General features: G+C 61.9%; 27 protein-coding genes. 5 read left to right on the top strand and 22 right to left on the bottom strand.

What is annotated here, in order from left to right:
* Window positions 1-6: 6 nt before the first annotated feature.
* The 12 genes from D0Y96_RS10310 to asd all read right to left on the bottom strand — a co-directional run bounded on the left by D0Y96_RS10310 (window position 7) and on the right by asd (window position 14516).
* Window positions 7-2523 carry a DNA translocase FtsK gene (locus tag D0Y96_RS10310; RefSeq protein ID WP_117299360.1) on the bottom strand — a complete coding sequence of 839 codons (2517 nt, stop codon included), beginning with the start codon at window positions 2521-2523 and terminating at the stop codon, window positions 7-9.
* Window positions 2524-2680: 157 nt separating this feature from the next.
* Complete coding sequence (locus D0Y96_RS10305) at window positions 2681-3583, bottom strand: undecaprenyl-diphosphate phosphatase (RefSeq protein ID WP_117299358.1); 903 nt, start codon at window positions 3581-3583, stop codon at window positions 2681-2683.
* 169 nt (window positions 3584-3752) lie between these two features.
* Window positions 3753-4682, bottom strand: a complete 930-nt coding sequence (locus D0Y96_RS10300; protein ID WP_147325002.1) for an outer membrane protein assembly factor BamD — start codon at window positions 4680-4682, stop codon at window positions 3753-3755.
* Between the two features lie 236 nt (window positions 4683-4918).
* The gene (locus D0Y96_RS10295; RefSeq protein ID WP_117299354.1) at window positions 4919-5317 is read right to left on the bottom strand and encodes a hypothetical protein; all 399 of its coding nucleotides are present in this window, start codon (window positions 5315-5317) and stop codon (window positions 4919-4921) included.
* Between the two features lie 278 nt (window positions 5318-5595).
* Window positions 5596-6597, bottom strand: a complete 1002-nt coding sequence (locus tag D0Y96_RS10290; protein ID WP_117299815.1) for a threonine ammonia-lyase — start codon at window positions 6595-6597, stop codon at window positions 5596-5598.
* Between the two features lie 167 nt (window positions 6598-6764).
* The gene (locus D0Y96_RS10285; protein WP_117299352.1) at window positions 6765-8426 is read right to left on the bottom strand and encodes a ribonuclease J; all 1662 of its coding nucleotides are present in this window, start codon (window positions 8424-8426) and stop codon (window positions 6765-6767) included.
* Window positions 8427-8816: 390 nt separating this feature from the next.
* The gene (locus D0Y96_RS10280; protein WP_117299349.1) at window positions 8817-9671 is read right to left on the bottom strand and encodes a 2,3,4,5-tetrahydropyridine-2,6-dicarboxylate N-succinyltransferase; all 855 of its coding nucleotides are present in this window, start codon (window positions 9669-9671) and stop codon (window positions 8817-8819) included.
* A 97-nt stretch (window positions 9672-9768) separates the two neighbouring features.
* Window positions 9769-9999 (bottom strand): CopG family transcriptional regulator, encoded by a 231-nt coding sequence (locus D0Y96_RS10275; RefSeq protein WP_117299347.1) that lies wholly within the window; start codon window positions 9997-9999, stop codon window positions 9769-9771.
* A 111-nt stretch (window positions 10000-10110) separates the two neighbouring features.
* Window positions 10111-11034 carry a 4-hydroxy-tetrahydrodipicolinate synthase gene (gene dapA / locus D0Y96_RS10270; RefSeq protein ID WP_117299344.1) on the bottom strand — a complete coding sequence of 308 codons (924 nt, stop codon included), beginning with the start codon at window positions 11032-11034 and terminating at the stop codon, window positions 10111-10113.
* A gap of 223 nt (window positions 11035-11257) precedes the next feature.
* On the bottom strand, window positions 11258-11941 hold the full coding sequence (gene dapB, locus D0Y96_RS10265) for a 4-hydroxy-tetrahydrodipicolinate reductase (protein ID WP_117299342.1): 684 nt from the start codon (window positions 11939-11941) through the stop codon (window positions 11258-11260).
* A gap of 86 nt (window positions 11942-12027) precedes the next feature.
* Window positions 12028-13449, bottom strand: coding sequence for a lysine-sensitive aspartokinase 3 (lysC, locus tag D0Y96_RS10260; protein WP_117299339.1), 1422 nt, complete (start codon window positions 13447-13449; stop codon window positions 12028-12030).
* The gene (asd, locus tag D0Y96_RS10255; protein ID WP_117299813.1) at window positions 13446-14516 is read right to left on the bottom strand and encodes an aspartate-semialdehyde dehydrogenase; all 1071 of its coding nucleotides are present in this window, start codon (window positions 14514-14516) and stop codon (window positions 13446-13448) included. Before asd ends, lysC begins: the two co-directional genes overlap by 4 nt.
* Window positions 14517-14790: 274 nt before the next feature.
* Here asd and D0Y96_RS10250 point away from each other — a divergent pair, with 274 nt between their 5' ends.
* Window positions 14791-15195 (top strand): cupin domain-containing protein, encoded by a 405-nt coding sequence (locus D0Y96_RS10250; protein ID WP_158562336.1) that lies wholly within the window; start codon window positions 14791-14793, stop codon window positions 15193-15195.
* 11 nt (window positions 15196-15206) lie between these two features.
* Here the strand turns inward: D0Y96_RS10250 and D0Y96_RS10245 are convergent, their stop codons facing one another.
* The 5 genes from D0Y96_RS10245 to D0Y96_RS10225 all read right to left on the bottom strand — a co-directional run bounded on the left by D0Y96_RS10245 (window position 15207) and on the right by D0Y96_RS10225 (window position 18541).
* A complete protein-coding gene (locus tag D0Y96_RS10245) occupies window positions 15207-15971 on the bottom strand; it encodes a carboxypeptidase regulatory-like domain-containing protein (RefSeq protein WP_252263640.1) in 765 nt (254 codons plus the stop codon).
* A gap of 56 nt (window positions 15972-16027) precedes the next feature.
* Window positions 16028-17047 carry an isocitrate dehydrogenase (NAD(+)) gene (locus D0Y96_RS10240; RefSeq protein WP_117299335.1) on the bottom strand — a complete coding sequence of 340 codons (1020 nt, stop codon included), beginning with the start codon at window positions 17045-17047 and terminating at the stop codon, window positions 16028-16030.
* Window positions 17048-17376: 329 nt separating this feature from the next.
* Complete coding sequence (gene nrdR / locus D0Y96_RS10235; RefSeq protein WP_117299332.1) at window positions 17377-17847, bottom strand: transcriptional regulator NrdR; 471 nt, start codon at window positions 17845-17847, stop codon at window positions 17377-17379.
* 129 nt (window positions 17848-17976) lie between these two features.
* Window positions 17977-18273, bottom strand: coding sequence for a type II toxin-antitoxin system RelE/ParE family toxin (locus D0Y96_RS10230; protein ID WP_117299330.1), 297 nt, complete (start codon window positions 18271-18273; stop codon window positions 17977-17979).
* A gap of 7 nt (window positions 18274-18280) precedes the next feature.
* Entirely contained in the window at window positions 18281-18541 is a 261-nt protein-coding gene (locus D0Y96_RS10225) for a type II toxin-antitoxin system ParD family antitoxin (protein WP_158562335.1), read from the bottom strand.
* Between the two features lie 120 nt (window positions 18542-18661).
* On the opposite strand from D0Y96_RS10225, the gene D0Y96_RS10220 reads away from it, so the two are divergent.
* From D0Y96_RS10220 to rpmB, 3 genes are all read left to right on the top strand, one after another.
* A complete protein-coding gene (locus D0Y96_RS10220) occupies window positions 18662-19135 on the top strand; it encodes a DUF1440 domain-containing protein (RefSeq protein WP_117299325.1) in 474 nt (157 codons plus the stop codon).
* 85 nt (window positions 19136-19220) lie between these two features.
* Window positions 19221-20264, top strand: coding sequence for an LLM class flavin-dependent oxidoreductase (locus D0Y96_RS10215; RefSeq protein WP_117299323.1), 1044 nt, complete (start codon window positions 19221-19223; stop codon window positions 20262-20264).
* A gap of 147 nt (window positions 20265-20411) precedes the next feature.
* Window positions 20412-20603 carry a 50S ribosomal protein L28 gene (gene rpmB / locus D0Y96_RS10210; protein ID WP_117299321.1) on the top strand — a complete coding sequence of 64 codons (192 nt, stop codon included), beginning with the start codon at window positions 20412-20414 and terminating at the stop codon, window positions 20601-20603.
* Window positions 20604-20641: 38 nt separating this feature from the next.
* Here the strand turns inward: rpmB and D0Y96_RS10205 are convergent, their stop codons facing one another.
* Genes D0Y96_RS10205 through D0Y96_RS10195 form a run of 3 tightly spaced genes read right to left on the bottom strand, consistent with a single transcriptional unit; the run spans window position 20642 to window position 22546 of the window.
* Window positions 20642-21676, bottom strand: a complete 1035-nt coding sequence (locus tag D0Y96_RS10205; protein WP_117299319.1) for a hypothetical protein — start codon at window positions 21674-21676, stop codon at window positions 20642-20644.
* A gap of 18 nt (window positions 21677-21694) precedes the next feature.
* On the bottom strand, window positions 21695-22105 hold the full coding sequence (gene msrB, locus D0Y96_RS10200; protein ID WP_117299317.1) for a peptide-methionine (R)-S-oxide reductase MsrB: 411 nt from the start codon (window positions 22103-22105) through the stop codon (window positions 21695-21697).
* Window positions 22106-22147: 42 nt separating this feature from the next.
* Entirely contained in the window at window positions 22148-22546 is a 399-nt protein-coding gene (locus D0Y96_RS10195; protein ID WP_117299315.1) for a RidA family protein, read from the bottom strand.
* Between the two features lie 111 nt (window positions 22547-22657).
* On the opposite strand from D0Y96_RS10195, the gene D0Y96_RS10190 reads away from it, so the two are divergent.
* Window positions 22658-23710 carry a VWA domain-containing protein gene (locus tag D0Y96_RS10190; RefSeq protein WP_117299809.1) on the top strand — a complete coding sequence of 351 codons (1053 nt, stop codon included), beginning with the start codon at window positions 22658-22660 and terminating at the stop codon, window positions 23708-23710.
* A gap of 48 nt (window positions 23711-23758) precedes the next feature.
* Here D0Y96_RS10190 and D0Y96_RS10185 read toward each other — a convergent pair whose 3' ends face one another.
* The gene (locus tag D0Y96_RS10185; RefSeq protein ID WP_199480229.1) at window positions 23759-24655 is read right to left on the bottom strand and encodes an exonuclease domain-containing protein; all 897 of its coding nucleotides are present in this window, start codon (window positions 24653-24655) and stop codon (window positions 23759-23761) included.
* Window positions 24656-24737: 82 nt separating this feature from the next.
* Entirely contained in the window at window positions 24738-26840 is a 2103-nt protein-coding gene (ligA, locus tag D0Y96_RS10180; RefSeq protein ID WP_117299312.1) for an NAD-dependent DNA ligase LigA, read from the bottom strand.
* Window positions 26841-26849 lie beyond the last annotated feature (9 nt).

The raw sequence follows: 26849 nt of genomic DNA, 5'->3' as shown, positions 1-26849 counted from the left end.
CTGCCCTTACCGAATCGCCGACTCCACTTCGTTCAGCCAGTCCGGCGGCTTCAGAATCTCGCGTGGCTTCGATCCCTCCGCCGGTCCCACAATTCCGTCCCGTTCCATCAGATCGATCAGATGCGCAGCCCGCCCATAGCCAATCCGCAGCCGGCGCTGCAGCAGCGAAGTCGACGCCTTGCCGAACTCCAGCACCAGCCGCACCGCATCCTCGAACAGCTCGTCGTTCTCATCCTGGCCCGCGCCGCCGGCATCGAGATCACGGCCTCTCTCATCCTTCGGCGACTCGAGGAAGCCCTGCACATACTCCGCTTCGCCCTGCTTCTTCCAGAAATCTGTAACTGCGGCGATTTCTTTCTCCGTGACGAAGGGCGCATGCACACGCTGCAGCCGCGATGTTCCTGGCGGCAGGAACAGCATATCGCCGCGCCCCAGCAGCGCCTCCGCGCCATTCGAATCGAGAATCGTTCGCGAATCCACCTTCGTCGCCAGCCGGAACGAGATGCGCGTCGGCACATTGGCCTTGATGAGGCCGGTAATCACATCAACCGATGGCCGCTGCGTCGCCAGCACCAGATGAATGCCCACAGCGCGCGCCATCTGCGCAAGGCGCGTAATCGCCTCTTCCACGTTGGCCTTGTCCAGCATCATCAGATCGGCCAGCTCGTCGATGATGATGACGATATACGGCAGCGGCTTCTCTTCCACCTCCGCGTCCTCGAACAGACTCGGCGTGCCCTCAAACAGTTTGTTGTACTGGTCGATATTGCGCACGCTGCGCGAAGCCAGCAGCTTCAGCCGCCGCTCCATCTCGCGTACCGCATTGCGCAGCGCATTCGCCGCCAATTTTGGCTCAGTAATGATCGGCGTAAACAGATGCGGAATGCCCTCGTACATCCCCAGCTCCACGCGCTTCGGATCGACAAGAATCATGCGCACCTGCTCCGGCGTCGCCTTGTACAGCACCGACATGATCATCGCGTTGATCGCCACCGATTTGCCGCTGCCCGTCGATCCCGCGATCAGCACATGCGGCATCGTCGCCAGATCGGTCGTGACGATGCGGCCGTTGATGTCCTTGCCCAGCGCCAGCGTCAGCTTGTTCTTCGTCGTCGAGAAGTTCTCCGACTCGACCACATCGCGCAGCCAGATCGTCTCGCGGTTATGGTTCGGTACCTGAATGCCGACCGTGCTCTTGCCTGCCATGCGCTCGATGAGAATGCTCTCGGCGCGCATCGCCAGGCACAGATCGTCGGCCAGCCCCGTCACACGGCTGTACTTCACGCCCGCCTCGGGGCGGAATTCAAAGGTCGTGACCACCGGACCGGGATTGATCTGCACCACCTGGCCCAGCACGTCGAATTCGGCGCACTTCTCCACCAGAACCTGCGCCTCGGTGCGCAGCACATCCTCGCGCACTACCTGCGGATCATCGCTGCGGTGCAGCAGCGTGCTCGGCGGCAGCCGGAAGCCGCTCACCGACTTCGGTGTCACCGTCACCGAGCGCGTCTCCGTATCGGCGCGCTCGCCGATCGAGATGCCCTGCGACGTACTCTGAGGCGCGCTCTGCGGCTCCTTCTTCGGGGGCGCCGGCGCCTCTTCACGCTTCACCAGCTGCGGCTTCAGCGCGGGCTGCGCCGCAACCGGCTCTGCCTGCGGTTCAGGATCGGGAATCTTCGCGCGCGGTATCTGCTCCCACACGCTCTGCTGCGCCGGAGCCTCTCCGAACATCTCGGCAAACGCTCCCTGCCGGTGCCCGGGAACGTTGTCCTCGTCCGCTTCGGCCACAGCCGCCGGCACAGCTTTGCCTGCTTTGGCAGCCTTCTCCGCCGCCTTCCGCGCCTGTTTCAGCTCTTTTTCCTGCAGCTTGTCCAGCCGCTCCGCCTGCTTCAGCTCCTGCCTGCGGCCGCGCGCCTGCTTCCAGTTCCTCCACCGGTCGCGCCACGCCACCACAAAGGCAAAGCGAACCGCCGCCCATTCGCGCGCCGTATTCAGGCTGAAGGTGGTGGAAAGGTAAATCGCCGCCGCCACCATCGTGATGGTCACAATGCACGCGCCGGGAAAGTTCAGGTAATGCACCAGCGCGTCGGCCATCAGCCGGCCGGTCAGCCCTTCCACCGGAATCCCGTGCAGCACATGCAGGTGCCCTGGCAGCAGCCCGAACAGCGCCGGCCCGAACAGCAGGCAAAGCACCGCGCCGATCAGCTTCGATCCGGGCGACCCCGCCGGACGTGAGCGCATCCACAGCCATCCCAGCCCGCCCATCAGCAGCGGCAGAGTAAATGCGGAAAGCCCCTCGGCCTGCAGCAGAAGGTCCGCAATCCACGCCCCCGTCATCCCAATCCAGTTATGCGACGGACGGCCCGCGGCATAACCGCCCACCGTGTCGAACGAGGGATCGGTCGGATGATAAGAGACCAGTGCGAGGAACAGGAGGCACGCGGCAACGAGCAGCAGGAACCCGATCAGCTCATTCAGGCGGCGATTACGTGTAGGAGTCAGCACAAGTTTAAGGGGTTTCATCAGGACACACCGCCGTGCCTGCCGCCAGATGCAGCCTGCACGTTCCGAACCCCCAGAGCAACTCCATTATCCCAGAAGGCGAGCCGGAACCCGGGGAAAAACACAGGGGAGGAATCGAGACAGAGAACAGAGCCGGAAAGATCTGAATCCCCGGCCCTTACATCCCTGCCAGCTTCGCTCCGAAGGCCAGCAGCAGCGCGCCGATAATCAGCCGGTACACCGCGAAGATCACGAAGCCATGCTTCCTGACCCACTGCAGAAACCACTCCACCACACCCAGCGCTACAACGAACGAGACCACGAAGCCGATGCCCAGAACGATCCACTCGTGCCCCGTCATCACCAGCGGCGCAATGGAAGTGCTCGCCGCCTCCGGTCCATAAGGTGCCGCCGTCGCATGATGCCCCGGATGCAGCGTCTTCACCAGGTCGTAGCCGGTCGCCGCAATCATCGTCGGAATGGAGACCAGAAAGCTGAACTCCAGCGCCGCCGGCCGCGTCATCCCGACCATCTGCCCCGCCGCAATCGTGGACATCGACCGGGAGGTTCCCGGAAAAACCGCCGACGTCACCTGGCAGATGCCGACCCAGATCGCCTGCATCAGCGACATCTCCTCCACGTCCTTCGTCTGCGGATCGCGCCGAATGCTCCATGCATCCACCACCCACATCACAATGCCGCCAATCACCAGCGCCCAGGCCATCACCCGCAGGCTTTCAAGATGCTTTCCGATCGTCTTCGTCAGCAGCAGCGAAGGAACGGCGGTAAAGAGAAACGCGACAATCGTCAGCGTCAGCGGATGATTCCAGAAGGTGTGCTCCCCATCCTCGCCCTTCGGAAAGGTGCGGAAAAATTCGATGATCCGGCCCGCAAACAACAGCAGCAGCGCCAGAATCGCGCCCAGCTGGATCACGATGGTGTACATCTTCCAGTAAGGATCGGTGAGATTGATATGCAGCAGCGCCTCGCTGATGCGCAGGTGCGCCGTCGAGCTCACCGGCAGAAACTCCGTCAGTCCTTCAACAATTCCCAGCAGCACAGAAATGATGTAGTCGTTCAATGATCCTCCGGCCCGCGCAGCACCATCCAGCGTCACGACTACTGTAAATCACCCGGCAGAAACACAAATCTGGTGCTCCGCATCCGCCTGCCCGTGGCAGACCCTGGAGACTCCTCCTCTGGAACAGCGGCAAAGCCGCCGTTGCCCGAGCGGCCGGCACCGGCCAGGCCTACTCCCGCTCGCTGCCGTAGACGGGGATGCCCTGTTCCACTTTGTACACCAGAGTGGTTCCGCGCACGGTATATGCCGACTGCGGATACTTGTCCGTCATCCTCTGCACAATCGCCTTCGCCCGGCCGCGATCCTCATCCGCCCGCTTCTGGTCGCCGTCCGAGGCCCACATATCGCCCGCCGAGGCCTCGCGCCACGCTGCCTTATACAGCGCGCTCGGCGTTACCTCCGCGTCCGGATAATCATCCGCGAATTTCAGATAGTAATCGGCCTCTTTTTCCGGACACTTCTCCGATCCCTGCCAGTCGCCGCACAGCTTGTTGTCGATCAGATCGAAGGCAGCCAGCGCGGCCCATTTCGTATGAGGAAAGTACTTCTCCACCTTCTTCATCTCGTCCTCATCCATCTGCTCGCGCAGGTACGACTCCTTTTCGTGCGCCGAGGGCAGCGTCATAGCATCCGCCTTCTGCGTCTGCCAGCGAATATCGGCCGCGCGGTACATCGCCTCCGCGATCCACGGCGACTGCGGAAACATCTCCACCAGCCTCCGGTACAGCAGCCGTGCCTCCTGCGCCACACGCGGCGGAGGATTCGGCTCGCTCGCCGCCTGCTCGGCAATATCGGCCTCGCCAAAGAGGATCTGATCGCCATGCGGCGTGTTTACGTCCACAATGCCCTTATCGAGCAGCCACCCCGAGATCGGAGCCGCCGTCTCCGCATCTCCTCCAAACTCCGGCTGGTCCGACCGCCGCGTGTCCTGGGTATCTGTGTTGGCGAAGACGCGCAGCCATTTGCCGTTGCGCTCCACAATCACCAGCTCCCGGCCCGGCGTCACCTCCGCCATCCGGTCCGCCGACTCATCGGGCTGAACGTAAAGATTCGCCAGCCGCACCAGCGTCGCCCGCGTCCCATTTTTCGGCGCGGTCATCTGCGGCATCTTCTGGGCAGACACAGCCATCGCAGACAGCGACAGCAAAGAGCAGAGAAGCAGTCCGTTTCGCATGACAAAGATGAGACGCCAAAACGTCTCACCGCCAGCATACGCCGCATTTCCCGGCCGCAGAAATGCCGTTTCCGGGAGGCACCCTCTCAGGCTGAGGGCACTGCTCTCCCTGCAGTCACAAGCAACCCCGGCTTATAGGGAACGGGATGGCCCCATCAGCGTTATTGCGAATCCTGCGACCTGGTGAGTTCGAGCGGACCAAACAAAAGATGATTGGAATCCAGAACGTCCAGCTTTTCCCTGCCACGCCCGGTTTGCGCTTTCTCATTACAGCTTCCGACTATGTGCGTAATGTTTTCCACCACGTATGTCCCGTCGGAGAAATCGGAAACGTTGTAGTTCGCCCAGATCGAGCAAATATTCAGAAGAGTGCTCAGCTTGAGCCTCCCATCGCTGCCGAACCAGACCGTGGTGCCATCCTTTGACTCCCATTTTCCAATCACCGTCTTTTGGAAACGGGATGGAGTTGGGGTTTCATACTCGGTGCTGTCGTTGCATCCTGCAAATGTCAGAATGGTCATTGCGAAAGCAAGCACTGCGAAGCCACGCGTTATCTTCATGTGTGTCCGCACAATCCCCGGTATATGAGCTCAGCTCATACAGAGTCAGATACTGCTTCAAACAAACGATCTTCGCTTGCCCCCGGAGGAACAGCCGGCGGTCGTCAATAAGGTTGGGGGTGGCCATCACTATAAACCACAAAATCACGAATGCCACAGCAAATTTCAAAGGTATGAGGCTGAAACAATAAACCGGGCAGAGGGTTATTTCGTCTGCCCGGTTTCAGCAACAGGCCAGGATCGCCCTGGCCATCTCTGCAGGACGCAGCGCCGGAAAATCAGACCCGGCGGCTCACAGGCGATTCCGTCTCGGCCAGCACTTCCTTCAGAAGCTCCGGCTCGACGTTGCCCCCGCTCATGATCACCGCCACCCGCTGAAAGGGCAGCAGCTCCGTGCGATGGAAGAGAATGGCCGCCGCGGCAGCCGCGCCGCTCGGCTCCGGAGTCAGCCGGGCGTCATGCAGCAGCGTACGCATCGCCGCCCGCACCTCCGCCTCGCTCACCGTGATGATGTCATCGACATACGCGCGAATATGCTCGAAGTTCAGCTCGCCCAGGCTCTGCGTGCGCAGCCCGTCGCAGATCGTCCGCGTCGTCATCTCCGCAGGCCAGCTCACCAGCCTGCCGCCGCGAAAGCTCTCCTGCGCATCTGCGGCCAGCTCCGGCTCCACGCCGATCACACGCACTTCAGGCTTCAGGTGTTTGATCGCCGCCGCCGTTCCGCTCAGCAGCCCGCCGCCGCTCACCGGAGAAAGCACCAGATCGACATCAGGCAGATCCTCCACAATCTCCAGCCCGCACGTTCCCTGCCCGGCAATGATCTGCAGATCGTCATAAGGCGGAATCATCACGTAGCCAAACTCCGCCGACAGCTCCTCGGCCTTCTTCTTCCGGTCCGCGCTCGCCGCGCCCACCTCGACGATCTCCGCTCCCAGAGCCGCCGTCGCCCGCTTCTTGATCTCCGGCGCATTCGACGGCATCACAATCACCGCCTTCGCGCCCACCACCCGCGCTGCATAGGCCACGCCCTGCGCATGGTTGCCGCTCGAATACGTGATCACGCCCCGGGACCGCTCTTCGGGAGTCAGCTGTGCAATTTTGTTATAAGCCCCGCGCAGCTTAAAGCTCCCGATCGGCTGCAGCCCTTCGGCCTTGATATACACTTCCGCATCCGGATCAGGCAGAGGCAGACGCACCAGCGGCGTATGCACCGCGACTCCGCGGATACGCGCCTGCGCCGCGCGAAAAGCATCGAGAGTAAGCAGTCTGGAATCCGTCATCATTTCCCCGGAAGAACCCGCTTCCTCAGCTCTTTCCGCATTGCTTTCCATGTATTCAGTACCGCTACACTGACCGTTTTTCCGCTGCCCGTTCTTCCGCTAACCGATTTTTAGCTGACAGCCTTTTAGCTGACCGGATCTCAGCTAGCCGCCCCTCAACTGCCTTCTCAGATTTCCAGAATGACCGGCATAATCAGCGGCCTGCGGCTGGTGTTCTTCTGGATATACCGCTTCAGGTCGATGCGGATCTTTTCCTTGATGACGCCGTAATCGGCCTTCTCTTCGGCGCTCGAATTCTCCAGCGTCTGCGCCACCACCTGGCGTGCGCCTTCCATCAGGGCCGCATCGCCGCCTACAAAGCCGCGGCTTACCAGCTCCGGCTGGCGCTCCACCTTGCCGCTCAGCTTATTGATAGTCAGAATCGGCAGCACAAAGCCGTCTTCGCTCAGGTGCCTGCGGTCGCGAATCACCAGGTCCTCGACCACATCCGCCGTCGAGCCCGAATCAATGCACACCCGCCCCGCCGTAACCTTGCCGTTCTTCCGCGCGTCGTCTGCGGTCAGTTCAAGAATGTCGCCGTTCTCGATCACCAGCGCCAGATCGACCACGCCCATCTTCTGCGCCAGGTCCGCATGCTTCTTCAGGTGCCGATAGTCGCCATGCACCGGAATAAAGAACTTCGGCTTCAGCAGATTGATCATCAGCCGCTGCTCTTCCTGGCTCGCGTGCCCGGAGACGTGAATCAGCCCCGAAGCTCCATCGTCGAAGATCACGTTCGCGTCGCGCCGGTAGAGGTGATCGATCACCCGATAGATGCTCTTCTCGTTGCCCGGAATCACGCGTGAGCTCAGCAGTACAGTGTCGCCTGGTGCAATCCGCGCATGCTTGTGGTTGTCCACCGCCGCGCGGCTCAGCGCGCTCATCGGCTCGCCCTGCGTGCCGCTGATCAGCACCATCACGTTCTCCGGTGAGTGGTCACCGATCTGCCCCGGGTGAATCAGCGTGCCCGGAGGAATATCGAGATAGCCCAGGTCCTGCGCAATCTCCGACGACTCCACCATCGACCGCCCCACCACCGCCACCTTGCGCCCATGCTGAAAGGCCAGGTCGATCGCGATGCCGATGCGATAGATCGACGACGAGAAGCAGCTGAAGAACAGCTTCTTCTTCGTGCGCGAGAAGATCTCGTCCAGCCGCGGCTTCACCGACCACTCGCTCGGCGTGTAGCCCGGCCGGTCCACGTTGGTCGAATCCTGCAGCAGCGCCAGCACCCCGCGCTTGCCGTACTCGGCAAACTTATGCAGGTCGAAGGCCTTACCGTCCGGCGGCGAAAGATCGACCTTGAAGTCGCCCGTGTGCACAATCACGCCCACCGGCGTCTCGATCGCCAGCGCCACACAGTCGACGAGGCTGTGCGTCACGCGGATCGGCTCGACCGTGAACGGCCCCAGCGTAAACTTCGCGCCCGGCGCAATCTCGATCAGCTCCGTGTCGTCGAGCAGCTTGTGCTCTTCGAGCTTGCCTTCCACGTAGGCCAGCGTGAACTCGGTGCCGTACACCGGCACATTCAACTCGGAGAGAATCCACGGCAGTCCGCCGATATGGTCCTCATGCCCGTGCGTCAGAATGATGCCGCGCACATGCTGTCTGTTTTCAATCAGGTAAGTGATATCGGGTACGACGATGTCGACGCCCAGCAGTTCTGACTCCGGGAACATCAGTCCAGCGTCGATCACAATAATGTCGTCCTGCCAGCGGATAGCGAGGCAGTTCATGCCGAACTCGCCTAACCCGCCCAGGGGAATAATCTGTAGTTTTACGTTGGCCATGTGGAAACTTCAATGCTAACAGGTGTGCCTGCCGCACGGGCACACTCCCCTTCGGCGCCACTCCCGGTCAGGACCCCTGCGCCTGTCCCTCACGTATATCGTCCATACCGGCTTCTCTGATGATCTGAATAAAAATCTACGTAAAATTCGATTTCAGTAAGAATTGTCATCCCGACCGAAGCCGCCGCCGCCGGACGGAGGGACTTGCTTTTTCTTTGTCAGAGAAAATGAAAGGGTGCCCACGTCTGGATTTTCAGACGTGGGAATACAATCTCGCAACCTTTGTCATCCCGACCGAAGTGAACGCCTCAGGCGTTCACGCAGCGGAGGGATCTGCATTCCGTCTCGCGCTCGCGAGACCCAGACAGAAACCGGAACTTCCGCCCCACCTCACCGCAGAATATCTTCGAGCGCCGCGCTCAGCTCCGTCTTTTCATCGCGATACTTCACGATCACCGGCGTATAGACGCTCACGCCCCATTCGGCGGCTTTACCTTTGTTCACCGCGCGCGATCCCGGAACCACCACCGCGCCTTCGGGAATGATGAGCGGCATCTCACCTTCGGCCCGCAGCACCGTTCCGTTCACCACGTCGTAGACCGGCGTGCCGCGCGTCAGAATCGTCCCTGCCGCCAGCACCGCGCGTCTGCGCACGATGGTGCCCTCGTACACACCGCAGTTGCCGCCCACCAGCGCGTCGTCTTCAAGAATCACCGGGCTGGCGTTCACCGGCTCCAGCACGCCGCCCACCTGCGCCGCGGCGCTCAGATGCACCCGTTTGCCGATCTGCGCGCAGCTGCCGACCAGCGCATGCGAATCCACCAGCGTTCCCTCGTCCACATACGCGCCTACGTTGACGTACATCGGCGGCACGCAGATCACGCCCTTCGCCAGATACGCCCCTCGCCGCACCGACGACCCTCCGGCCACGATGCGAATTCCCTCGTCCGCCGTAAATGTCCGCGCCGGAAAGGTATGCTTGTCGACAAACGACAGACCGCCGTCATTGCCGCCCCAGGCTTCCAGATGCCCCAGGCGAAAGCCAAGCAGAATCCCCTGCTTGACCCATGCATTCACGCGCCAGCCCGTCGCAGACGCCGCATCCGGCTCCGCCGAACGGACCGCGCCCGCCTCCAGAGCCTCGCGCAGCTCCTCAAACGCGGCCATCGCCTCCCGATTGCCCACAACCGAGGCGCCGGCAGAGAAATACTCTTCGATCTTCGTCTTCAGATTTTCAGTGGTCACAACCCGAGTCTATCAAGCGCTGCAGCGGCAAAGCCGCACTTGCCTGGACGACCAGGCTTCAGCGCGATCAGTACATTGATATCGAGCAGGAAAGTCGTCACGACTGCTCGTCACGCAGCTGATTTACAAGTTCCAGCGTAACCGGAGCTCCATCCGTCCGCACCGGCAGCAGCGGCACCCCATTGCGCGAACCGCCGCCCTGCGCATGAGGACGCAGCGCCTGCCGCGTCAGCGCCGAAATAACCTCACCGACAGTTTTGCGCTGTTGCCCGGCCAGTTCCTTCGCCGCCAGCAGCACATCGTCGTCAATGGAAAGAGTCGTCCGCATTATCCCTCGCTGCATCGCGCATCACTTAGTTTACATCTGATGCTTTCAATCGGAAGAGAGAATGCGCTGGCGCCGAAAGCGCGCCTGCCTGGACAGCCAGTCCGGCCAGCACTAAAACATGCGCAGATCGCCTTCCGCCTGCGGAGCATGGACCAGCAGACCCAGCTCGCCCGCCAGCCGCTCCAGATAAGCGCGTGTGCCGGAGCTCACCGGCGTCATGGGCAGCCGGTAATACTCCCCGATCTTTCCCATCATCGCCAGCACCGCCTTTACCGGCCCCGGGCTGGTCTCCCGAAAGTTCGCCTGCATCAGCCGGAAGTACTTACGGTGAATCTGACGCGCTCTTGTCCAGTCGTTGTTCAGCGCGGCGCGGGCCATCTGCGCCATCTCTGCGGGAATCTCATTCGACGCGACCGACACCAGCCCTGCTCCACCCACGCCCAGCGCGCCCAGCGCCATATTGTCGTCGCCCGCATACACGCTGAAGCTGCGCGGAGCCTGCGTAATCAGCTCCGCAATCTGCGGCAGGCTGCCGCTCGATTCCTTGATGCCCGCAATATTGGGAGCCGCCTCGATCAGCCGCAGCACCGTCGCCGGCTCCAGATTCACACCCGCGCGGCTCGGAATGTTGTACAGCACCACCGGCAGCCCAACTGCATGTGCGACGGCTTTGAAGTGTTCGAACTGGCCTTCCTGCGTCGGCTTGTTGTAGTAGGGATTGGCGGTCAGAATCGCGTTCACCCCCGGTATCTGCGCCGCGGCCCGCGCCCGGGCCACCGCCGTACGTGTCGCATTGTGCGTGCATCCCACCCAGACCGGAACCCGGCCCGCAACCGCTTCAATGACGATGCGCGTCACCTGCAGCCACTCGTCATCGCTCAGCGTCGGCGTCTCCGCCGTCGTTCCGCACGCTACCAGCCAGTCGATGCCGCTCTCGACCTGCCATTGCGTCAGCGCATAGAGCGCCCGCTCGTCAACACTCCCATCCTCGCGAAAGGGAGTAATCAGTGCCGTACCGCAACCCATCTCTTCCATCGAGTTCAAGTCTATCGAAAACCAGCCACAAAGCGGGCAGCGAAGAAACGGACAGCTAAAGTCCGGTTAGCTGAAAAGCGGGCAGCAGGAGTTTCGAAGTTTGAGAATTTCGGCGCTTTCGATGAAGGCAGGCAGGATGGATGGATTCGGTAATAGATTTTTGAGGACAGATGCAATTCGATTTTCCGCTGGCCGCCTCTTCGCTGACCGCTTTTTAGCCGCTTCACCCCAGCTGCCCCACTACTTCCTGGAAATCCCAGCACCCGTTCTTCCCGGCAATCCACTCCGCCGCGCGTACCGCGCCTTCGGCAAAGCCGCGCCGCGAGAAAGCCTCGTGCTTCAGCTCGATCGCGTCATTCTCCGACCGCGCCTCGATCAGGTGAATCCCCGACGCGTCGCCCTCGCGCTTCGAGACAATCTCCACGTCGATGGCCGGGTTCGCCGTCTGCAGAACCTGCTTCAGCGTCAGCGCCGTGCCCGACGGCGCATCTTTCTTGTCTGCGTGATGAGTTTCCGTAATGCGAAAGCTGTAGTGCGGAGCCGCCAGGGCCAGCTCCCGCGCCACGCGAAAGAGCGCCTGCACTCCGATCGAGAAGTTCGTTCCATACAGCAGGGCCGCACTGCGCCGCGTCGCCAGCTGCCGCATATCGTCCAGGTGCTGATACCACCCCGTCGTGCCGACCACCACCCGCGCGCCATTGGCCAGGCACGCGCGCAGATTCCGCACCACCGCCTCCGGCGTCGTGAAGTCGATCACTGCATCGAACTGCGCCAGAAACGGCGCCGTCAGCGCCATCGCGTCGCGATTCTCTTCCTCGCCCACCACGCGCACGCTGTGTCCATGCTCGCGCGCCACCTGAGTCACCAGACTGCCCGTCTTCCCGCGTCCCAGCACCAGTATCAGCATGCCTCTGCTTCCTTATCCCCGAAAACCTAGGTGCCCCATACTTCGTTTTTTGCGCGAAGGGTGGGAACGTAAAATCTCAATTCCTGTCAGCCCCGGCCCATCGCTTCCTTCACCGCTTCCACGTCGAAGACCTCCGGATCGGGATCGGCGAAGAACTCGGCGTGCAGCGACCGCACCGCCTCATCAGCATCTTCCTCCTCGATCATGAAGCTCATGTTGATCTCCGACGCGCCCTGCGAAATCATCCGCACATTCACGTGCGTGATCGCTCCAAACACCCGCGCTGCAATCCCGTTCTGCCCGCGGATATTCTCGCCCACCATGCACACCAGCGCCTTGCGGCCTTCGTATTTCACATCGGCCAGTTTGCTCAGGTCGGCGGCAATCTCCGGCAGCTTCTCGTTGGAATCGACGGTGAGCGAAACGCTTACCTCTGAGGTCGAGACCATATCCACCGCGCACTTGTGCTTATCGAAGACATCGAAGATCGCCTTCAGATAGCCGTGCGACATCAGCATCCGGCTCGCCACCACGTCGATGATCGTCAGCCGCTTCTTGACCGCGATGCACTTGAAGGGGCTGCGGCAGTGCGGCGCCAGCGCCGTAATGCGCGTCCCTTCGTTCTCCGGGTTCCTCGAGTTCAGCACCAGCACCGGAATGTTCTTTTTCACCGCCGGCAGAATCGTCGCCGGATGCAGCACCTTCGCGCCGAAGTAAGCCAGCTCCGCCGCTTCTTCAAAGCTGATCGCCTTCACCCGCAGCGCATTCGGACACACCCGCGGATCGGTCGTCATGATCCCGTTCACGTCCGTCCAGATCTCGATCGCGCCCGCGTCGATGCCGCCGCCCACCAGCGCCGCCGTAAAGTCCGAGCCGCCGCGTCCCAGCGTCGTCGTGACGCCGCTCTCCGTCGAGCCGATAAAGCCGCCCATCACCACCGTGCGGCCTTCGAGCATATGCGGCAGCACGTGCTCCTTCAGCCGCTGCTCGATCAGCGCATCCTGCGGAATCGCCCGGCCATGCTGCGCGTCGGTCACGATGCACTGCCGCGCGTCCACATGCACGCCATCCAGCCCGCGCTCGTTGAAGGCCACAGCGATCATGCGGCTCGAAAGCCGCTCGCCGTACGAGACCACCATGTCGCTGATGCGCGGCGTCAGCTCGCCCACCGCCGAAAGACCCCGCAGAATCTCATCCAGCGCGTCGAACTCCGCGTCGAGCCAGCGGTTCAGCTCGCCCACCGCCTCCTGCGAGACCAGCGCGCACGCCGTCTCCTGGTGCCGGTGCCGCAGCCGCGCCGTAATCGCCAGCGCGCCCGACCGGTCGCCCCGCGCCGCCGCCGCAGCCGCCGCCAGGAGCTGATCGGTCACTTTGGCCATGGCGCTCACCACCACCACCGGCAAAAGGCCCTTCGCGCGCCGTCCCGCGACAATACCCGCCGTGCGGTGGATCGCTGTAACGTCTTCGACGGAGGTCCCGCCGAACTTCATCACCACCAGGCGGTTCATGCGAGAACCGCTGCCGGTTCAGGCTGAAGCTTTCCAAGCGAGACCAGCAGCTCCGCATTCAGCAGCGTCGCGCCCGCCGCGCCCCGCACCGTGTTGTGCGAGAGAACGGTAAACTTCCAGTCCAGCAGACCGCAGGGACGCAGCCGGCCCACCGAGGCCGTCATCCCCGCTCCGCGATTCTTGTCCAGCCGCGGCTGGGGCCGGTCGTCGCCCACGATAAATTCCACCGGCTGCGCCGGAGCCGTCGGCAGGTTCCGTCCCGCCAGCGGAGTGAACTCCCGCCACGCTTCCAGAATCTCTTCGCGCGTCGCCTTTTTGCTCAGCTTGATGCTCACGCTCTCCGTGTGCCCGTCCTCAACCGCCACGCGGTTGCAGTGCGCCGTCATCTTCGCTCCCAGCGGCGTCACCAGCTTGCCGACGCGCGAGCCCAGCAGCCGCAGCGTCTCCGCTTCCATCTTCTCTTCTTCGTTCTTGATGTACGGAACCACGTTGCCCAGAATGTCCATCGAGGACACGCCCGGATACCCCGCGCCGCTCACCGCCTGCATCGTGCTCACAAAGATCGCGTCGATTCCGAAGCGGTCCGTCAGCGGCTTCAGCGCCAGCACCAGGCCGATCGCCGAGCAGTTCGGGTTGGTCACGATATACCCGCCCGACTCCCTGCGCCACGACTGGTTCTCGAGAATCGGCAGGTGATCCGCATTCACCTCGGGAATCACCAGCGGCACATCTTCCTGCATGCGGAAGGCGCTCGAATTCGAGATCACCGCGCATCCGGCGGCGGCAAACTTCGGTTCCATGTCGCGCGCAATATCGGCGTCCAGCGCCGCAAAGATAATCTTCGGCGCGCCCTCCGGCACCGCCGGCGAAACCTGCATCTTCGCAATCCCCTCCGGCAGCGGCGTATCCAGCTTCCACTTCGCCGCCTCGCCGTACGGCTTGCCGCTCGAGCGGTCGCTCGCCGCCAGCCATGCCACTTCAAACCACGGGTGGTTCTCCACAAGCTGAATAAAACGCTGGCCGACCATTCCCGTCGCGCCAAGGATGCCAATCTTCTGCCGCTGCATGGTTTTCTTTGAATTCCTTACCCGTAAGCTGCGAAACTGAGCCTCGTCATGACAATGCAGAGCCGAATCACGCGTCACTCCCATAACCTCGGCCGTCGCGGCACCGAAGACGCCGCGCTGCTTCATCCTGCTGCTGTCCGCTGTCTTATCAGTGTATCCGTTTCTTAACAATCCTGAACATGCGGAATCACCCTCCGCACACACACCATCAACCCGAAACGGAGCCGAATCCGTATCGGCGCCGGCTCATCTCTCATGTGTGAGGATCTCTCCGTTGCCAGACCATCTTCCGCTCAGCATCGTCCGCCCGGCAGCCTTCGATCCGGGAACCGCGCAGACACCCGGCTCCCTCCGCCTCGCCGCCATCACCCGCGGCCACGGTCTTGAGACCGGCCTCTGGGGCGGAACCTTTCTCGTCGAGCCCGGAGCCCGCACCGGCATTCACCACCACGGCGAACAGGAGACCATCGTCTATGTGCTCGAGGGCACGTCCGTCGTCCGATGGGGAGAACGCGGAGAGTCCGAGGCCACCGTTCACGCCGGCGATTTTCTCCACGTGCCCGCCTGGACGCCGCACATGGAGATCAATCCCTCCGCCGATCGGCCCTTTCGCTGGATCGTCGTCCGCAGCACGCCCGACCCCATCGTCGTCAACCTTCCAGGCGACTACTGGGGCTGAGCTGGCCGGCGCTACGGCGCCACGCCCTCGTAGGTAAAGTCCTGCGCCGCCGTCTGCTTCGCCGCCACCGTCACCGTCGCCGTCTTCTCGCCCAGCTTCTCCTGGTCGGCAACGATCGTATAGGTGCCCGGCGGCAATCCCTTAATCGTGAAGTGACCCTCTGCGTCTGAGACCGCGTAGAACGGGTTATTCACCACGTTGAGAAACGCCTGCATCCAGGGATGATTGTTGCAGCGCACCGGGATCATCGCCTCCGGAGAGTGAAAGACCCTCTGGTCGGAGCCCGCATTCGGCGGCTGCGAGATATCCACCGTCTGATTCCCGTCCGCCTGCGGCATCATGTGGATGTTGTGCATCGTCGAGTCGTTGTTGGTGAACTGCACCGGCTGGCCGATCATCACGCCCATCACGTGCGGAATATACCGGCAGCTCTTCTGATCCATCACCACCGGATCGGACGGAACCGGATAGACCCGGTTTCCCAGACCGTCTTTGACATACACAAAAACGTTCTGCATCGCGCCGTGGTTCACCACGTACTGCTCGGTGAAGTTCTTGTCTCCGAAGACGCAGGCCGGGTCCTGCGCCATATCGATCTCCACACGCTTCGGCGGCGTTCCGCTGTAATGGATCGTCCCGCTGATCGTTCCCGCGGTGTTCCAGTCGATTGCCGTGAAGTTCACCGCAGTGCCGTCGCCGGACTGCTTTCTGCAGCCGGCGCAGGCCAGCAGCATGCAGGCGGCCAGCGCCATGCTCTTCCCGATACGGATCATCATCGCTTTCTGACTGCTTTCTTTATCCGGGGAGACCGGAAAGAGATTTGGCCCGGTTGTTACTGTCCTGCCGTTTCCACCGCCTTCACGACAGCGTCTGCAAATGCCTTCGTTCCCGCCGATCCGCCCACATCCCGCGTCAGCGACTGCTTCTCGGCGTAGACGCGCTCGAGGGCCCCCTCGACTTTATCGGCGGCGCTGGATTCGTCAATATGCCGCAGCATCAGAATGGCCGACTGCAGCAGCGCCGTGGGATTCGCAATGTCTTTCCCCGCGATATCCGGAGCCGACCCGTGCACCGCCTCGAAGATCGCCGCCTCCGTGCCCAGGTTCGCTCCCGGAACCAGCCCCAGTCCGCCCACCAGGCCCGCGCAGAGATCGCTCACGATATCGCCGTACAGGTTTTCGAGCAGCAGCGTGTCGTACTGGTAGGGGTTCATCACCAGCTGCATGCAGGTGTTGTCGATGATGTGCTCCCCATAGGTGATCTCCGGATAATCGGCCGAAATCTCCCGCGAGCACTTCAGAAACAGCCCGTCCGACATCTTCATGATGTTGGCCTTGTGAATCGCATGGATCTTCCTGCGCCCATGCTTCCGCGCATACTCGAAGGCGAACTTCGCAATCCGTGTCGAGCCCTTCCGGGTAATCACCTTCAGCGATTCCACCACCCCCGGCACCACCTCGTGCTCCAGGCCCACGTACTCGCCTTCCGTGTTCTCGCGCACGATAATCAGGTCCACACCCGGCCAGTGCGTCTTCAGGCCGGGCAGATTCTTAATCGGACGGAAGTTCGCAAACAGCTCGAACTTCTTCCGCAGCGTCACGTTGATCGACGCAAACCCACCGCCCACCGGCGTGGTCACCGGCCCCTTCAGCGCCACCCTGTTGCGCTCGATCGAGGCATACAGCTCCTTCGGGATATATTCCTGATACTTCTCGAAGGCTTCCGCACCCGCAATAAACCTCTCCCACTGGAACTTCACGCCGGTCGCATCGAGAATGCGAATCACCGCATCCGTTACCTCAGGGCCGATCCCGTCTCCGGGAATGAGAGTGACTGTATGTGTTTTGCTCATAATCTCCTTGAAGCAGCTAAAAGGCGGATAGCGGAAAACCGGTCAGAGAAAGTCCGGTCAGCTAAGAATCGGTCAGCCAAAAACAGCCAGCGGCTTTCTTTCCGCGCCATAACTCCCTGGGTGCCCATGCTCCGCGCGCCTTTGCGCGAAGTATGGGAATGTACGCTCTTAACCATTTGTCATCCCGGCCGAAGCGAACGCCACAGGCGTTCACGCAGTGGAGGGACCTGCATTTCTCTCCCCTCCCGGCCCAAAATCTCTCCGTAACCCCTGCTGATCGCCTTTTAGCTGACCGGACTTCCCCTGCCCGCTTCCTGGCTGACCGCTCCTCAGCTTCTTTTTTTCTCCTTCGCCGTCAGCAGCTCTTCCAGCTCTTCCTTGAACTCGCGGACATCCTTGAAGTCCCGGTACACGCTGGCAAAGCGGATGTAGGCGACCGTGTCCAGCATCTTCAGACGGTTCATGATCAGCTCGCCGATCTCCGTCGTCGACCGCTCCCGCTCCGGCGAATCCATCAGAAAGGTTTCGGTCTCGTCCACCAGAGATTCCAGCTTCCCCGCCGAGACCGGACGCTTCTCGCAGGCATGCAGCAGCCCGCTCAGCACCTTCTGCCGGTCGAACTTCTCTCTGCGGCCGTCTTTCTTCACGACCATGTACGGGATTTCATCGATACGCTCGTAGGTGGTAAAGCGGCGGTTACATCCCTCGCACTCGCGGCGCCGGCGTATGGAATCGGCTTCCTTGCTCTCCCGCGAATCGACCACCCGGTCCTGTAAGAACCCGCAATAAGGACATTTCATTATTTATTTTTAATTTTAGCAGTTACCCCGCCGGCGGCAGCGGCATAACTTCATCGGCAGACTCAGGCAAAGACGGTGCCGGCAAACCAGCCACTTGCAGAGCCTGATTCCGCCCAGACCGGAACCGCCTCAGAGATCCCCCTGCATCAGTCCATCGATATCGCGCTTCCCGTGCAGCACATGCATAATCGCCACACCGTATTCCTCCACGCGATAAAAAATCACGTATTGCCCGGCCGGAAAGCTGCGGTATCCCGGCCGCAGTTCATCGCGCCGCCGGCCCGCACCGGGAGATGCGCCCAGCATCTGAAAGCGTCCGATTAAGAAGTCGATGAAGCGATCAGCCGCGGCTTCGCTGTCTTCCGCAATATAGTTCCGAATCTGGAGCAGGTCCTGTCGTGCCTGTCTGCTTAAGCGAAAGATCATCGGGAAGTCAGTGTCTGCCCTGCAGCGCGCGTGCTTCGCTCTTCAGTTCCCCCGCAAGCGTGTGCAGAGATTCATCGGAATAATCCGTAAATCGTCCCGCTTCAAGGTCCTGCTCTGCCGTGTCCAGTGCTTCCAGAATCTCCGTGCGCCGCCGCTCGCGTCTCTCCCACAGGGAAAGCGCCTGCTCCACAGCCTCTTCCGCGCCGCGCACCCGCCCACTGGCAATGGCCTCGCGGACAAATGCCTCCTGCTCGGGAGTCAGATGCACATCCATGCTTCAAGGCTAGAGAGCCACCCTGTCCATGTCAATCAAAGATCATGCCCGCAACACGCTCTGGTTATCCCTTCAGACTGCCCCGCCGATCCGTTATCCTGCATCCAACCCTGCATGACCACGAACGGCACTCCCCGAGACCGATCCATCCTCAAAGGCGCGCTCGCCGGTCTTCTCGGCGGACTCGCCGGAGCCGGCGCCAAAGTCATCGCCGAGCAGATCTTTCCGCCCCGCGTCCAGGGACAGACCCCGCCGCCCGTCCTCTTTGCCGAGCAGCTCGCCGGCCATCCGCTCAGCGGAGCCGAGCGCCAGGCCGCCATGCAGGGCGTCCACTGGGCCTTCGGCGCCCTCGCCGGAGCCGTCTACGGCATACTGATCGAGTACGAGCCCACCCTCGGCGCCTGGAAGGGCGCAGCCTTCGGCATCGCCCTCAACCGCATCACGCACGAATCCCTGCTGCCGAAGCTCGGCCTCGCCGCCCCCAAAGGCCAGCAGCCCACGCAGGAGCGCATCAGCGAGTGGGTCACCCACGCCGTCTACGGCATCGCCACCGACGCCGTGCGCCGCGCCGCCCGCAGCTCGCTCTGACTCCCCCAGACCGGCCGCCGTCATTCCCGCCTCGCGAAGCACAGCTCTGCCTGATTCTCTTTCGCCCTTCGCTCATCTAAGTCCTATGAGCAGTACTCTGCCCGTCTCCGTCCTCGATCTCGTCGGCCTGCGTACCGGCGAATCCGCCGGCAGCGCCATCGCCCGCTCCGTCGATCTGGCACAGCACGTCGAGCGGCTCGGCTACACGCGCTTCTGGCTGGCCGAGCACCACTCCATCGCCGGACTCGCCTGCTCCGCCACATCCATCCTCATCGGCCATGTCGCCGCGGCAACGAAGACCATCCGCGTCGGCAGCGGCGGCGTCATGCTGCCCAATCACGCGCCGCTCGTGGTGGCCGAACAGTTCGGCACCCTCGAGGCCATCTATCCCGGCCGCATCGACCTCGGCCTTGGACGCGCCCCCGGCGGCGACTTCCACACCATGCGCGCCCTGCGCCGTGACCTGAAGCAGAGCGGCGACGACTTCCCCGAGCTGCTCGAAGAGCTGCGCACCTATCTCGGCCCCGAAAAGCCCGGCCAGGCCGTCAAAGCCCATCCGGGACAAAACAGCAACGTGCCCATTACCCTGCTCGGCTCCAGCGGTTACAGTGCCGGCCTTGCCTCCATGCTCGGTCTGCCCTTCGCCTTTGCCGCTCACTTCGCGCCCGATTATCTCTTTGAGGCCGCCCGGCTCTACACCACCCGCTTCCAGCCCGTCGCGACCCTGCAAAAGCCCTGGCTCATGGTCGGCGTGCAGGTCATCGTGGCCGAGACCGATGCCGCCGCCCGCCGCCTGCTCACCACTCCCATGCAGCGCTTCCTGCGCCTCATCCGCAACCAGCCCGTCGAGCTCCTGCCGCCCGTCGACTCTATGGAGCCTCTCTGGAACGACATAGAGCGCGCCGCCGTAGAAAACCGCCTCGGAGCAGCCATTGTGGGATCAGAGGCAACCGTGAAGGCGAAGCTCGAAGCGCTGATCGAGCGCACCGGAGCCAGCGAGATCATCGCCGTCACCGACACGTACGAGCACGCCGACCGCCTCGAATCGTACGAGCGCCTTGCCCGCGTCGCAGCCGCCATCGAGGGCCCTGCGGCGGTCAGGACGGATCACGCCGCCGCAGGCGTCTGACCCCCCGGCCTCGGCTCTGGTGTTACAGCCCGATCCAGGCTACACTATAGCTTCGGCACCAGAGCGGACACTCGTCTGTCTGCTCGCCCGCCCCGCCTTAGCGGAACCTGACGGGTCCGGTCTGAAACCAATCATTCGGAGTGAGTCATGGCTCAGGTCTGCGAAATCTGCGGCAAAGGCCCGCAGTTCGGTAACAATATCTCGCACGCGCACAACGTTACGCGGCGCCGCTGGAACGTTAACCTCCGCCCCATCAAGGCAAAGGTCGGCCCCTCCGCGACAAAGAAGCTGCGTGTCTGCACCTCCTGCATCAAGAGCGGCAAAGTCACCAAGGCCTGATTTCCGGCCGGTCCGGTGACCGGACTCCCGAAATCCCTTCACTCTCCGGCGGCATGGGTTTCGCCCGTAACGGGCAGAATCCGGCCGCTTTTCGGTGTCTTTGTGATCGCGATGCGAATCGCCGCCTCCGGCGCGTGATCGTCGAAGCGTACGCCGTTCCCCGACCGCACTACCCCCAGCTTCTTCCATATCCCGTCCAGGTCCACCGTGACCGGCTTCCGGCTCATCCGGTCGTACATATCTTCCAGCACATGCGTTCCCGTCCCGGCATCGCCTGCCGCAAACGCCTTCCCGATCGGCCACTCCTGATCGATCGTCCCGCCCGCAGCGACAATCGCCCGCAGCGCGTCCTGCAAGCCCTTTCGATTATGCGTCTGTTCGCGGATCGTCACATCGGCCAGCAGGCAGAACTGCGCGCCGCCCCAGTACGTCCGGCCCCAGCTGTGCGTCTCGTCCAGCCCGCCATCGGAGCTCCCCGGATTGCCCTTCGGCATATCCCGCACCATGTCCGACCAGATTTTCTCCGCCGGCAGCAGCCCGTTCTGCACCCGGGCAATCGGTTCCACATAGACGGCCAGCCCCTCTTCGATCCAGTGCTGATCGTCCTCCTGGCTCGGAAACGCGGTATGCACCAGCTCGTGCGTCATCGTCCAGTCGTCATTCAGATCGTCCGCCGTCGTCTGCTCGCCCAGCCGCATCCGCGAAAAGGCCGGAAACCCTCCCACGCCGCCCCACGTCGTGCCCTGAACCCCGCGTTCGTCCTCTCTCGGCTGAATCAGAATGCGGTCGCGCGCCACCGGAAAGCGCCCGTAATAGGTCGCGACGGAGCTGGCCGCGTTCTCCACCCACCGCATTACCTGCGGCCGGGGAAGATCGACCGTTCCGTCGCCGAAATCCACCTGAATCGTCGCGCCGCCGACGCGAAAACTCTCTGAGGAAGTCACCGGCGCAGCCCACGGCGGCCCTCGCCGCTGCCCCTGCGCCGGCTGAAAAAGCCTTGCCGCGGCAAACACAGCGCCGCACCCGGCCATCGCCATCAGCGAGAGCGTAAGGACCCTCCGGCGATCGATCATGCGGCGCGGCCCGGCATGTTATTTCGCCTTCTCGAAGTCCAGCGCCGCGGAGTTGATGCAATAGCGCAGCCCCGTCGGCTTCGGACCGTCCGGGAAGACGTGCCCGAGGTGAGCGCCGCAACGCGCGCAGGTCACCTCCACCCGCCGCATCCCGTAGCTGTTGTCCTCGTGCGTCTCCACCGCCGACGACTCCGCCGGATTCCAGAAGCTCGGCCATCCGCTTCCCGATTCGAACTTCGTGTCCGACCTGAACAACTCTGCGCCGCAGGACACGCAATGGTATGCGCCGTCATCGTGATTCCGGTACAGCGCGCCCGAAAACGCCGGCTCCGTCCCCTTCTGCCGCGTGATGTAGTACTGCTCCGGCGTCAGCTGCTTCCGCCACTCCTCGTCGCTCTTCCGGATCTTCTCCACCGTATTCTCCGCCATCGCATCTCTCCTGTTACTTTCGATGCTTCAGAACCATCCCGGTTACAGCTCCGCAATGACCTCGATCTCCACCAGCGCATCCTTGGGCAGCCGGGCCACCTCGACCGTCGACCGCGCCGGCGCAACCGCGCCCTCCGGTGCCAGATACTGCCCGTACACCGCATTCATCGCCGCAAAATCGCCGATATTCTTCAGAAACACCAGCGTCTTCACCACCCGGCCCAGATTCGATCCCGCCGCCTCCAGAATGGCCTTCAGGTTTTCGAGCACCTGCACCGTCTGCTCGGTAATCCCGCCTGTAACCATCTGGCCGCTCGCCGGGTCCAGCGCCACCTGGCCCGAAGTATAGAGAAGATTGCCGATACGCACCGCCTGCGAGTATGGACCGATCGCCGCAGGAGCCTTCGACGTGGAAACTGCCGTCTTCTGACTTTCGCTCATGCCGTTGATTGTGCAGGGACAAGGCTCGCCGTGCAACCGCCTTCCGGCGCCCATCCGGCACGGCCTGGGATGTACAATGAATCCGTTCCGATGAAAACCGCCTCTTCTCTGATGTCTTCAGCAGCCGCCTTTCTCGCGACTGCGCTCTTCTGCTCCCTGAGTTCTCCGGCCCTCGCAGCGCAGAACAGCTCCGCGGCACAGCAGCAGCCTGCCGCCGCACAGGCCCCGGCTCCTCAGACACCGGCCTCGCAGACCCCGTCCGCCCCGGTGCCCGGCCAGCTGCCCGCAGAGAATGCGCAGCAGGCGCCGGCCGACGACAGCCAGCTGACGATCAAAGCGAACGTCAACGAAGTCGACCTCGTCTTCACCGTCACCGACCGCCACGGCCGCTTCATCAAAGATCTGAAGGAGAGCGACTTCGCGCTGCTCGATAACCAGCGCGCCCCGGCTCAGGTCTACAGCTTCACGCAGGAGACGAACCTGCCCCTGCGCATCGGCATCCTCATCGACACCAGCACCTCCATCCGCCAGCGCTTCCAGTTCGAGCAGCAGGCCGCCATCGCCTTTCTCCTCGGAGTCATGCACCCCGCCACCGACAAAGCCTTCGTCGAAGGCTTCGACGTGACGCCCGACTACCGCCAGGGATGGACCAGTAATCTCGATTCGCTGACCACCGGCATCAATGCGCTCACTCCCGGCGGCGGCACCGCGCTCTATGACGCCATCTACAGCGGCTGCCGCGACAAGCTCCTCGACGCCGCCCGCGGTCAGGAGCCGGTGCGCAAAGTCATGGTCATCGTCTCCGACGGCGACGACAATCAGAGCCACGCCTATCTCGACGATGCTGTCAAAGAGTGCCAGCGCGCCGAGACCATCATCTATGCCATCAGCACCAACGTCAGCCCCAGCCGCGATCGCGGCGACGACATCCTGACCAAAATGGCCGAGGCCACCGGCGGCCGCGCCTTCTTCCCGAAGAGCATCGAAGACATGCCGGTCAGCTTCCAGCAGATTCAGGACGAGCTTCGCAGCCAGTACGCGCTCGTCTACAAACCGGCCGACTTCAAAGCCGACGGCTCCTTCCGAAGTATTTATCTCTTCTGTCTCGACCGGAAATATCTCGTCCGGGCCACCAAGGGATACTTCACCGCCAAATCGCAGTAACGGATCGCAGATGTCGGTGGAAAATTGCTGTATTTACAAAGATTTCCTCTAGACTTTCGCACCTCGAGCGGCAGATACCTCAGTAGCTTCATCCACGATCGCTGCTCGAAAATCATTTTCAGTGAGAATCCGAATAGGCTGGCCTCGAAGAATGAGTTCTTCCACCTTACGATGTTTGGCACTTTTTTCGTGCCCTGCTAGCCTGCGAACATCTTGGTCTCCCACCACCAGAAGGGTCGTATGTTTTGTGACTCCTTCAGCTACTACGCAACCGGCGCGTGCGGCAATGGAAGCAGCTTCATGTCGTGTCATCATCGACAGGGTACCAGTAAGAACCAAGACCTCTCCAAATAAAAGCCCGTCCGGTCGAGGCTCGTATTGAGATAACGAACCAGGTAAGCGAACCGGCTGAGCAGATCGAATCAACCACTGATCAGCACTGATCCCGGATTTACTGATCGCACGTAAAAGGATTTCACCGGCGCAGCGCGCATCTTCGAGGGCATTATGCGCTGCGTACTCGATATCTAAATACGCCGCAACATTTCTGAGGCCATATCCTGAATGGGTGAAACAATCCCACGTGCGCCGAACCACACGTGCCGAATCTAACCACTTACACTCAATTGGACTAAGTTCTTGCTTCCCGCACGCTCGGCGCAATGCTATACGGTCAAATGGTGTATGACTCACGACGATATTGCCACATAGAAGTGACATGATTTGCGGGTAAATTTCACCCAAAGTGGGTGAAGAGCAAACTTTCTCTTCATCAATTCCATGAATCGAGACGTTAACCGGATCAAAATAGTCTTCCGGATTAACGAGTGATTCCCATGATGAATAATGCTGACCTTGGGAAAATGATGCTATACCAACTTGGCAAATACTCGACAGGTCAGCATTGGCTGTTTCCAAATCAAGAACTACAAAATCCATCATCATGCTTCAAAGCAACCCCAGATATTAGTAATCGTCCATCTAATGCCTGAATAGAGCGAATTCATATGCTTTTTAATTAAGGTAATTACAGTTGCGTCTCCAGCATCGTCAGCAGCTCCGCCTCGTCGATCACCTTCACGTTCAGCTCCTTCGCCTTGTCCAGCTTCGATCCCGCCTCTTCTCCCGCAACCACATAACTGGTCTTTTTGCTCACTGAGCCGGAGACCTTCCCACCCGCCGCCTCGATCTTCGCCTTCGCCTCTTCCCGCGAAAGATTCGGCAGCGTCCCCGTCAGCACGAACGTCATCCCTTCAAGCTGCGAGGTCTTCTTCCTCTTCTCCGCCGTAAAGGTCAGCCCTGCTTCGCGCAGCCTCTCGATCAGCTCGCGATTCTTCTCAATCGCAAAAAACTCGCGAATCGCCTCCGACACGCGAGGGCCAACATCGTTGATGCGTTCCAGTTCTTCCTGCGAGGCCGCCATGAGGGCATCCATAGAGCCGAACTCTTCTGCGAGCGCTTGTGCCGTCCGCTCGCCCACAAACCGAATCCCCAGCCCATACAGCACCCGGTTCAGCGGAGCCTTCTTCGATTTTTCAATCTCGATCCACAAGTCTTTCCGCTCCTTGGGGCCGACCAGCGCCTGCATACGTGTCTTCTTTTCGCCGGTCTTCTTATCGCGGGTCTTCACTTCGTGCTGTAATTCTGCGAGCCGACTATCGGTCAGCGCATACAGATCGGCGATGCTCTTCACCATCCCCCGCTCCAGCAGCTGTGTCACCACCGCCTCGCCCAGCCCGTCGATATTCATCACTCCGCGCGAGGCAAAGTGCAGCAGGCTCTCGCGCAGCCGCGCCGGACAATCGATATTCACGCAGCGGTAATCCGCTTCGCCCTCCGTCCGCACAATCTCGCTGCCGCACTCCGGACACGTCTCCGGAAACTCAAATTTCCGATCGCCCCTCGGGTGCTCTTTATCCTCGACTACCTCGACCACCTTCGGAATCACATCGCCGCCGCGCTCCACCTTCACGTAATCGCCGATCAGCAGCCCCAGCCTCTCGATCTCGTCCGCGTTATGCAGCGTGGCCCGGCTCACCGTCGTGCCGCCGATCACCACCGGCGTCAGCACCGCCACCGGCGTCAGCCTGCCCGTGCGCCCCACCTGCACGCGAATGTCCTCCACCCTGGTCGTGCCCGCCCGCGCCGTAAACTTGTACGCCACCGCCCATCGCGGAGCGCGCCCCGTGTACCCCAGCCGCCGCTGCATCTCCGCCGAGTTGACCTTGATCACCACCCCGTCGATCTCATAGCCCAGATCGCCGCGCTGCTTCTCTGCCTTATCGATAAACGCCAGCAGCTTCTCGACTGTTTTAATCGCCTCGCGGTGCGGATTCACGCGAAATCCCGCCGCCGTCAGCGCATCCAGAGCCTCGCCCTGCTCCTGCAGCAGATCGCCGCCCTCCTCGTTCAGCAGAAAGTACGCATAGAAATCCAGCCGCCGCGACGCCACGATATTCGGTTCCAGCGTGCGAATGGTTCCCGCCGCAAAGTTGCGCGGGTTGGCCGCCGGAGCCAGCCCCTGCGCCTCGCGCTCCTCATTCATCTTCATGAACGTCTTCAGCGGCATCACCACTTCGCCGCGCACCTCAAATGTGGGCGGCAGCTTCGCCGTGTGCAGCCGCTCCTTCGAGATCGAAAGCGGCACCGAGCGGATCGTCCGCACATTGCCCGTCACATCCTCGCCCGTCGTGCCGTCGCCGCGCGTCAGCCCGCGCATCAGGTGCGACGACTCGCCCGCGCCCGGACCGTAATGCAGCGCCATCGAAAGCCCGTCCATCTTATACTCGCAGACGTACTCCACCTCCGCGCCTTCCCCCGCCAGCGCATGCACGCGCCGGTCCCAGTCGCGCAGCTCTTCTTCGTTGGTGATGTTGTCCAGCGACAGCATGGGCCGCGAATGCGCCACCTTCGCGAAGCCTTCCTTCGGCTTGCCGCCCACGCGCTGCGTCGGCGAATCCTGCGTCACCAGCTTCGGATGCTCGTCCTCCAGCTTTTTCAGCGCCCGCATCAGATCGTCGAACTCCCCATCGGAGATCGACGGCTCATCCATCACGTAATACAGATATTCGTGATGGCGGATTTTTTCGCGCAGATTCTCCATCTGCGCCTCAATGGCAGCCTGACTCATGTCTGGGAT

The organism is Paracidobacterium acidisoli, assembly GCF_003428625.2.
Taxonomy (GTDB): Bacteria; Acidobacteriota; Terriglobia; order Terriglobales; family Acidobacteriaceae; genus Paracidobacterium; species Paracidobacterium acidisoli.
This window is presented reverse-complemented; position numbering and strand designations above follow the sequence as displayed.

Bases quoted from the DNA above. Each gene is read 5' to 3' on its own strand.
- D0Y96_RS10310 (WP_117299360.1), bottom strand. From the start codon at position 2,523: ATGAAACCCCTTAAACTTGTGCTGACTCCTACACGTAATCGCCGCCTG.
- D0Y96_RS10300 (WP_147325002.1), bottom strand. From the start codon at position 4,682: ATGACCGCGCCGAAAAATGGGACGCGGGCGACGCTGGTGCGGCTGGCG.
- D0Y96_RS10295 (WP_117299354.1), bottom strand. From the start codon at position 5,317: ATGAAGATAACGCGTGGCTTCGCAGTGCTTGCTTTCGCAATGACCATT.
- D0Y96_RS10290 (WP_117299815.1), bottom strand. From the start codon at position 6,597: ATGACGGATTCCAGACTGCTTACTCTCGATGCTTTTCGCGCGGCGCAG.
- D0Y96_RS10285 (WP_117299352.1), bottom strand. From the start codon at position 8,426: ATGGCCAACGTAAAACTACAGATTATTCCCCTGGGCGGGTTAGGCGAG.
- D0Y96_RS10275 (WP_117299347.1), bottom strand. From the start codon at position 9,999: ATGCGGACGACTCTTTCCATTGACGACGATGTGCTGCTGGCGGCGAAG.
- dapA (WP_117299344.1), bottom strand. From the start codon at position 11,034: ATGGAAGAGATGGGTTGCGGTACGGCACTGATTACTCCCTTTCGCGAG.
- dapB (WP_117299342.1), bottom strand. From the start codon at position 11,941: ATGCTGATACTGGTGCTGGGACGCGGGAAGACGGGCAGTCTGGTGACT.
- lysC (WP_117299339.1), bottom strand. From the start codon at position 13,449: ATGAACCGCCTGGTGGTGATGAAGTTCGGCGGGACCTCCGTCGAAGAC.
- asd (WP_117299813.1), bottom strand. From the start codon at position 14,516: ATGCAGCGGCAGAAGATTGGCATCCTTGGCGCGACGGGAATGGTCGGC.
- D0Y96_RS10245 (WP_252263640.1), bottom strand. From the start codon at position 15,971: ATGATGATCCGTATCGGGAAGAGCATGGCGCTGGCCGCCTGCATGCTG.
- D0Y96_RS10240 (WP_117299335.1), bottom strand. From the start codon at position 17,047: ATGAGCAAAACACATACAGTCACTCTCATTCCCGGAGACGGGATCGGC.
- nrdR (WP_117299332.1), bottom strand. From the start codon at position 17,847: ATGAAATGTCCTTATTGCGGGTTCTTACAGGACCGGGTGGTCGATTCG.
- D0Y96_RS10230 (WP_117299330.1), bottom strand. From the start codon at position 18,273: ATGATCTTTCGCTTAAGCAGACAGGCACGACAGGACCTGCTCCAGATT.
- D0Y96_RS10220 (WP_117299325.1), top strand. From the start codon at position 18,662: ATGACCACGAACGGCACTCCCCGAGACCGATCCATCCTCAAAGGCGCG.
- D0Y96_RS10215 (WP_117299323.1), top strand. From the start codon at position 19,221: ATGAGCAGTACTCTGCCCGTCTCCGTCCTCGATCTCGTCGGCCTGCGT.
- rpmB (WP_117299321.1), top strand. From the start codon at position 20,412: ATGGCTCAGGTCTGCGAAATCTGCGGCAAAGGCCCGCAGTTCGGTAAC.
- D0Y96_RS10205 (WP_117299319.1), bottom strand. From the start codon at position 21,676: ATGATCGATCGCCGGAGGGTCCTTACGCTCTCGCTGATGGCGATGGCC.
- msrB (WP_117299317.1), bottom strand. From the start codon at position 22,105: ATGGCGGAGAATACGGTGGAGAAGATCCGGAAGAGCGACGAGGAGTGG.
- D0Y96_RS10195 (WP_117299315.1), bottom strand. From the start codon at position 22,546: ATGAGCGAAAGTCAGAAGACGGCAGTTTCCACGTCGAAGGCTCCTGCG.
- D0Y96_RS10190 (WP_117299809.1), top strand. From the start codon at position 22,658: ATGTCTTCAGCAGCCGCCTTTCTCGCGACTGCGCTCTTCTGCTCCCTG.
- D0Y96_RS10185 (WP_199480229.1), bottom strand. From the start codon at position 24,655: ATGATGATGGATTTTGTAGTTCTTGATTTGGAAACAGCCAATGCTGAC.
- ligA (WP_117299312.1), bottom strand. From the start codon at position 26,840: ATGAGTCAGGCTGCCATTGAGGCGCAGATGGAGAATCTGCGCGAAAAA.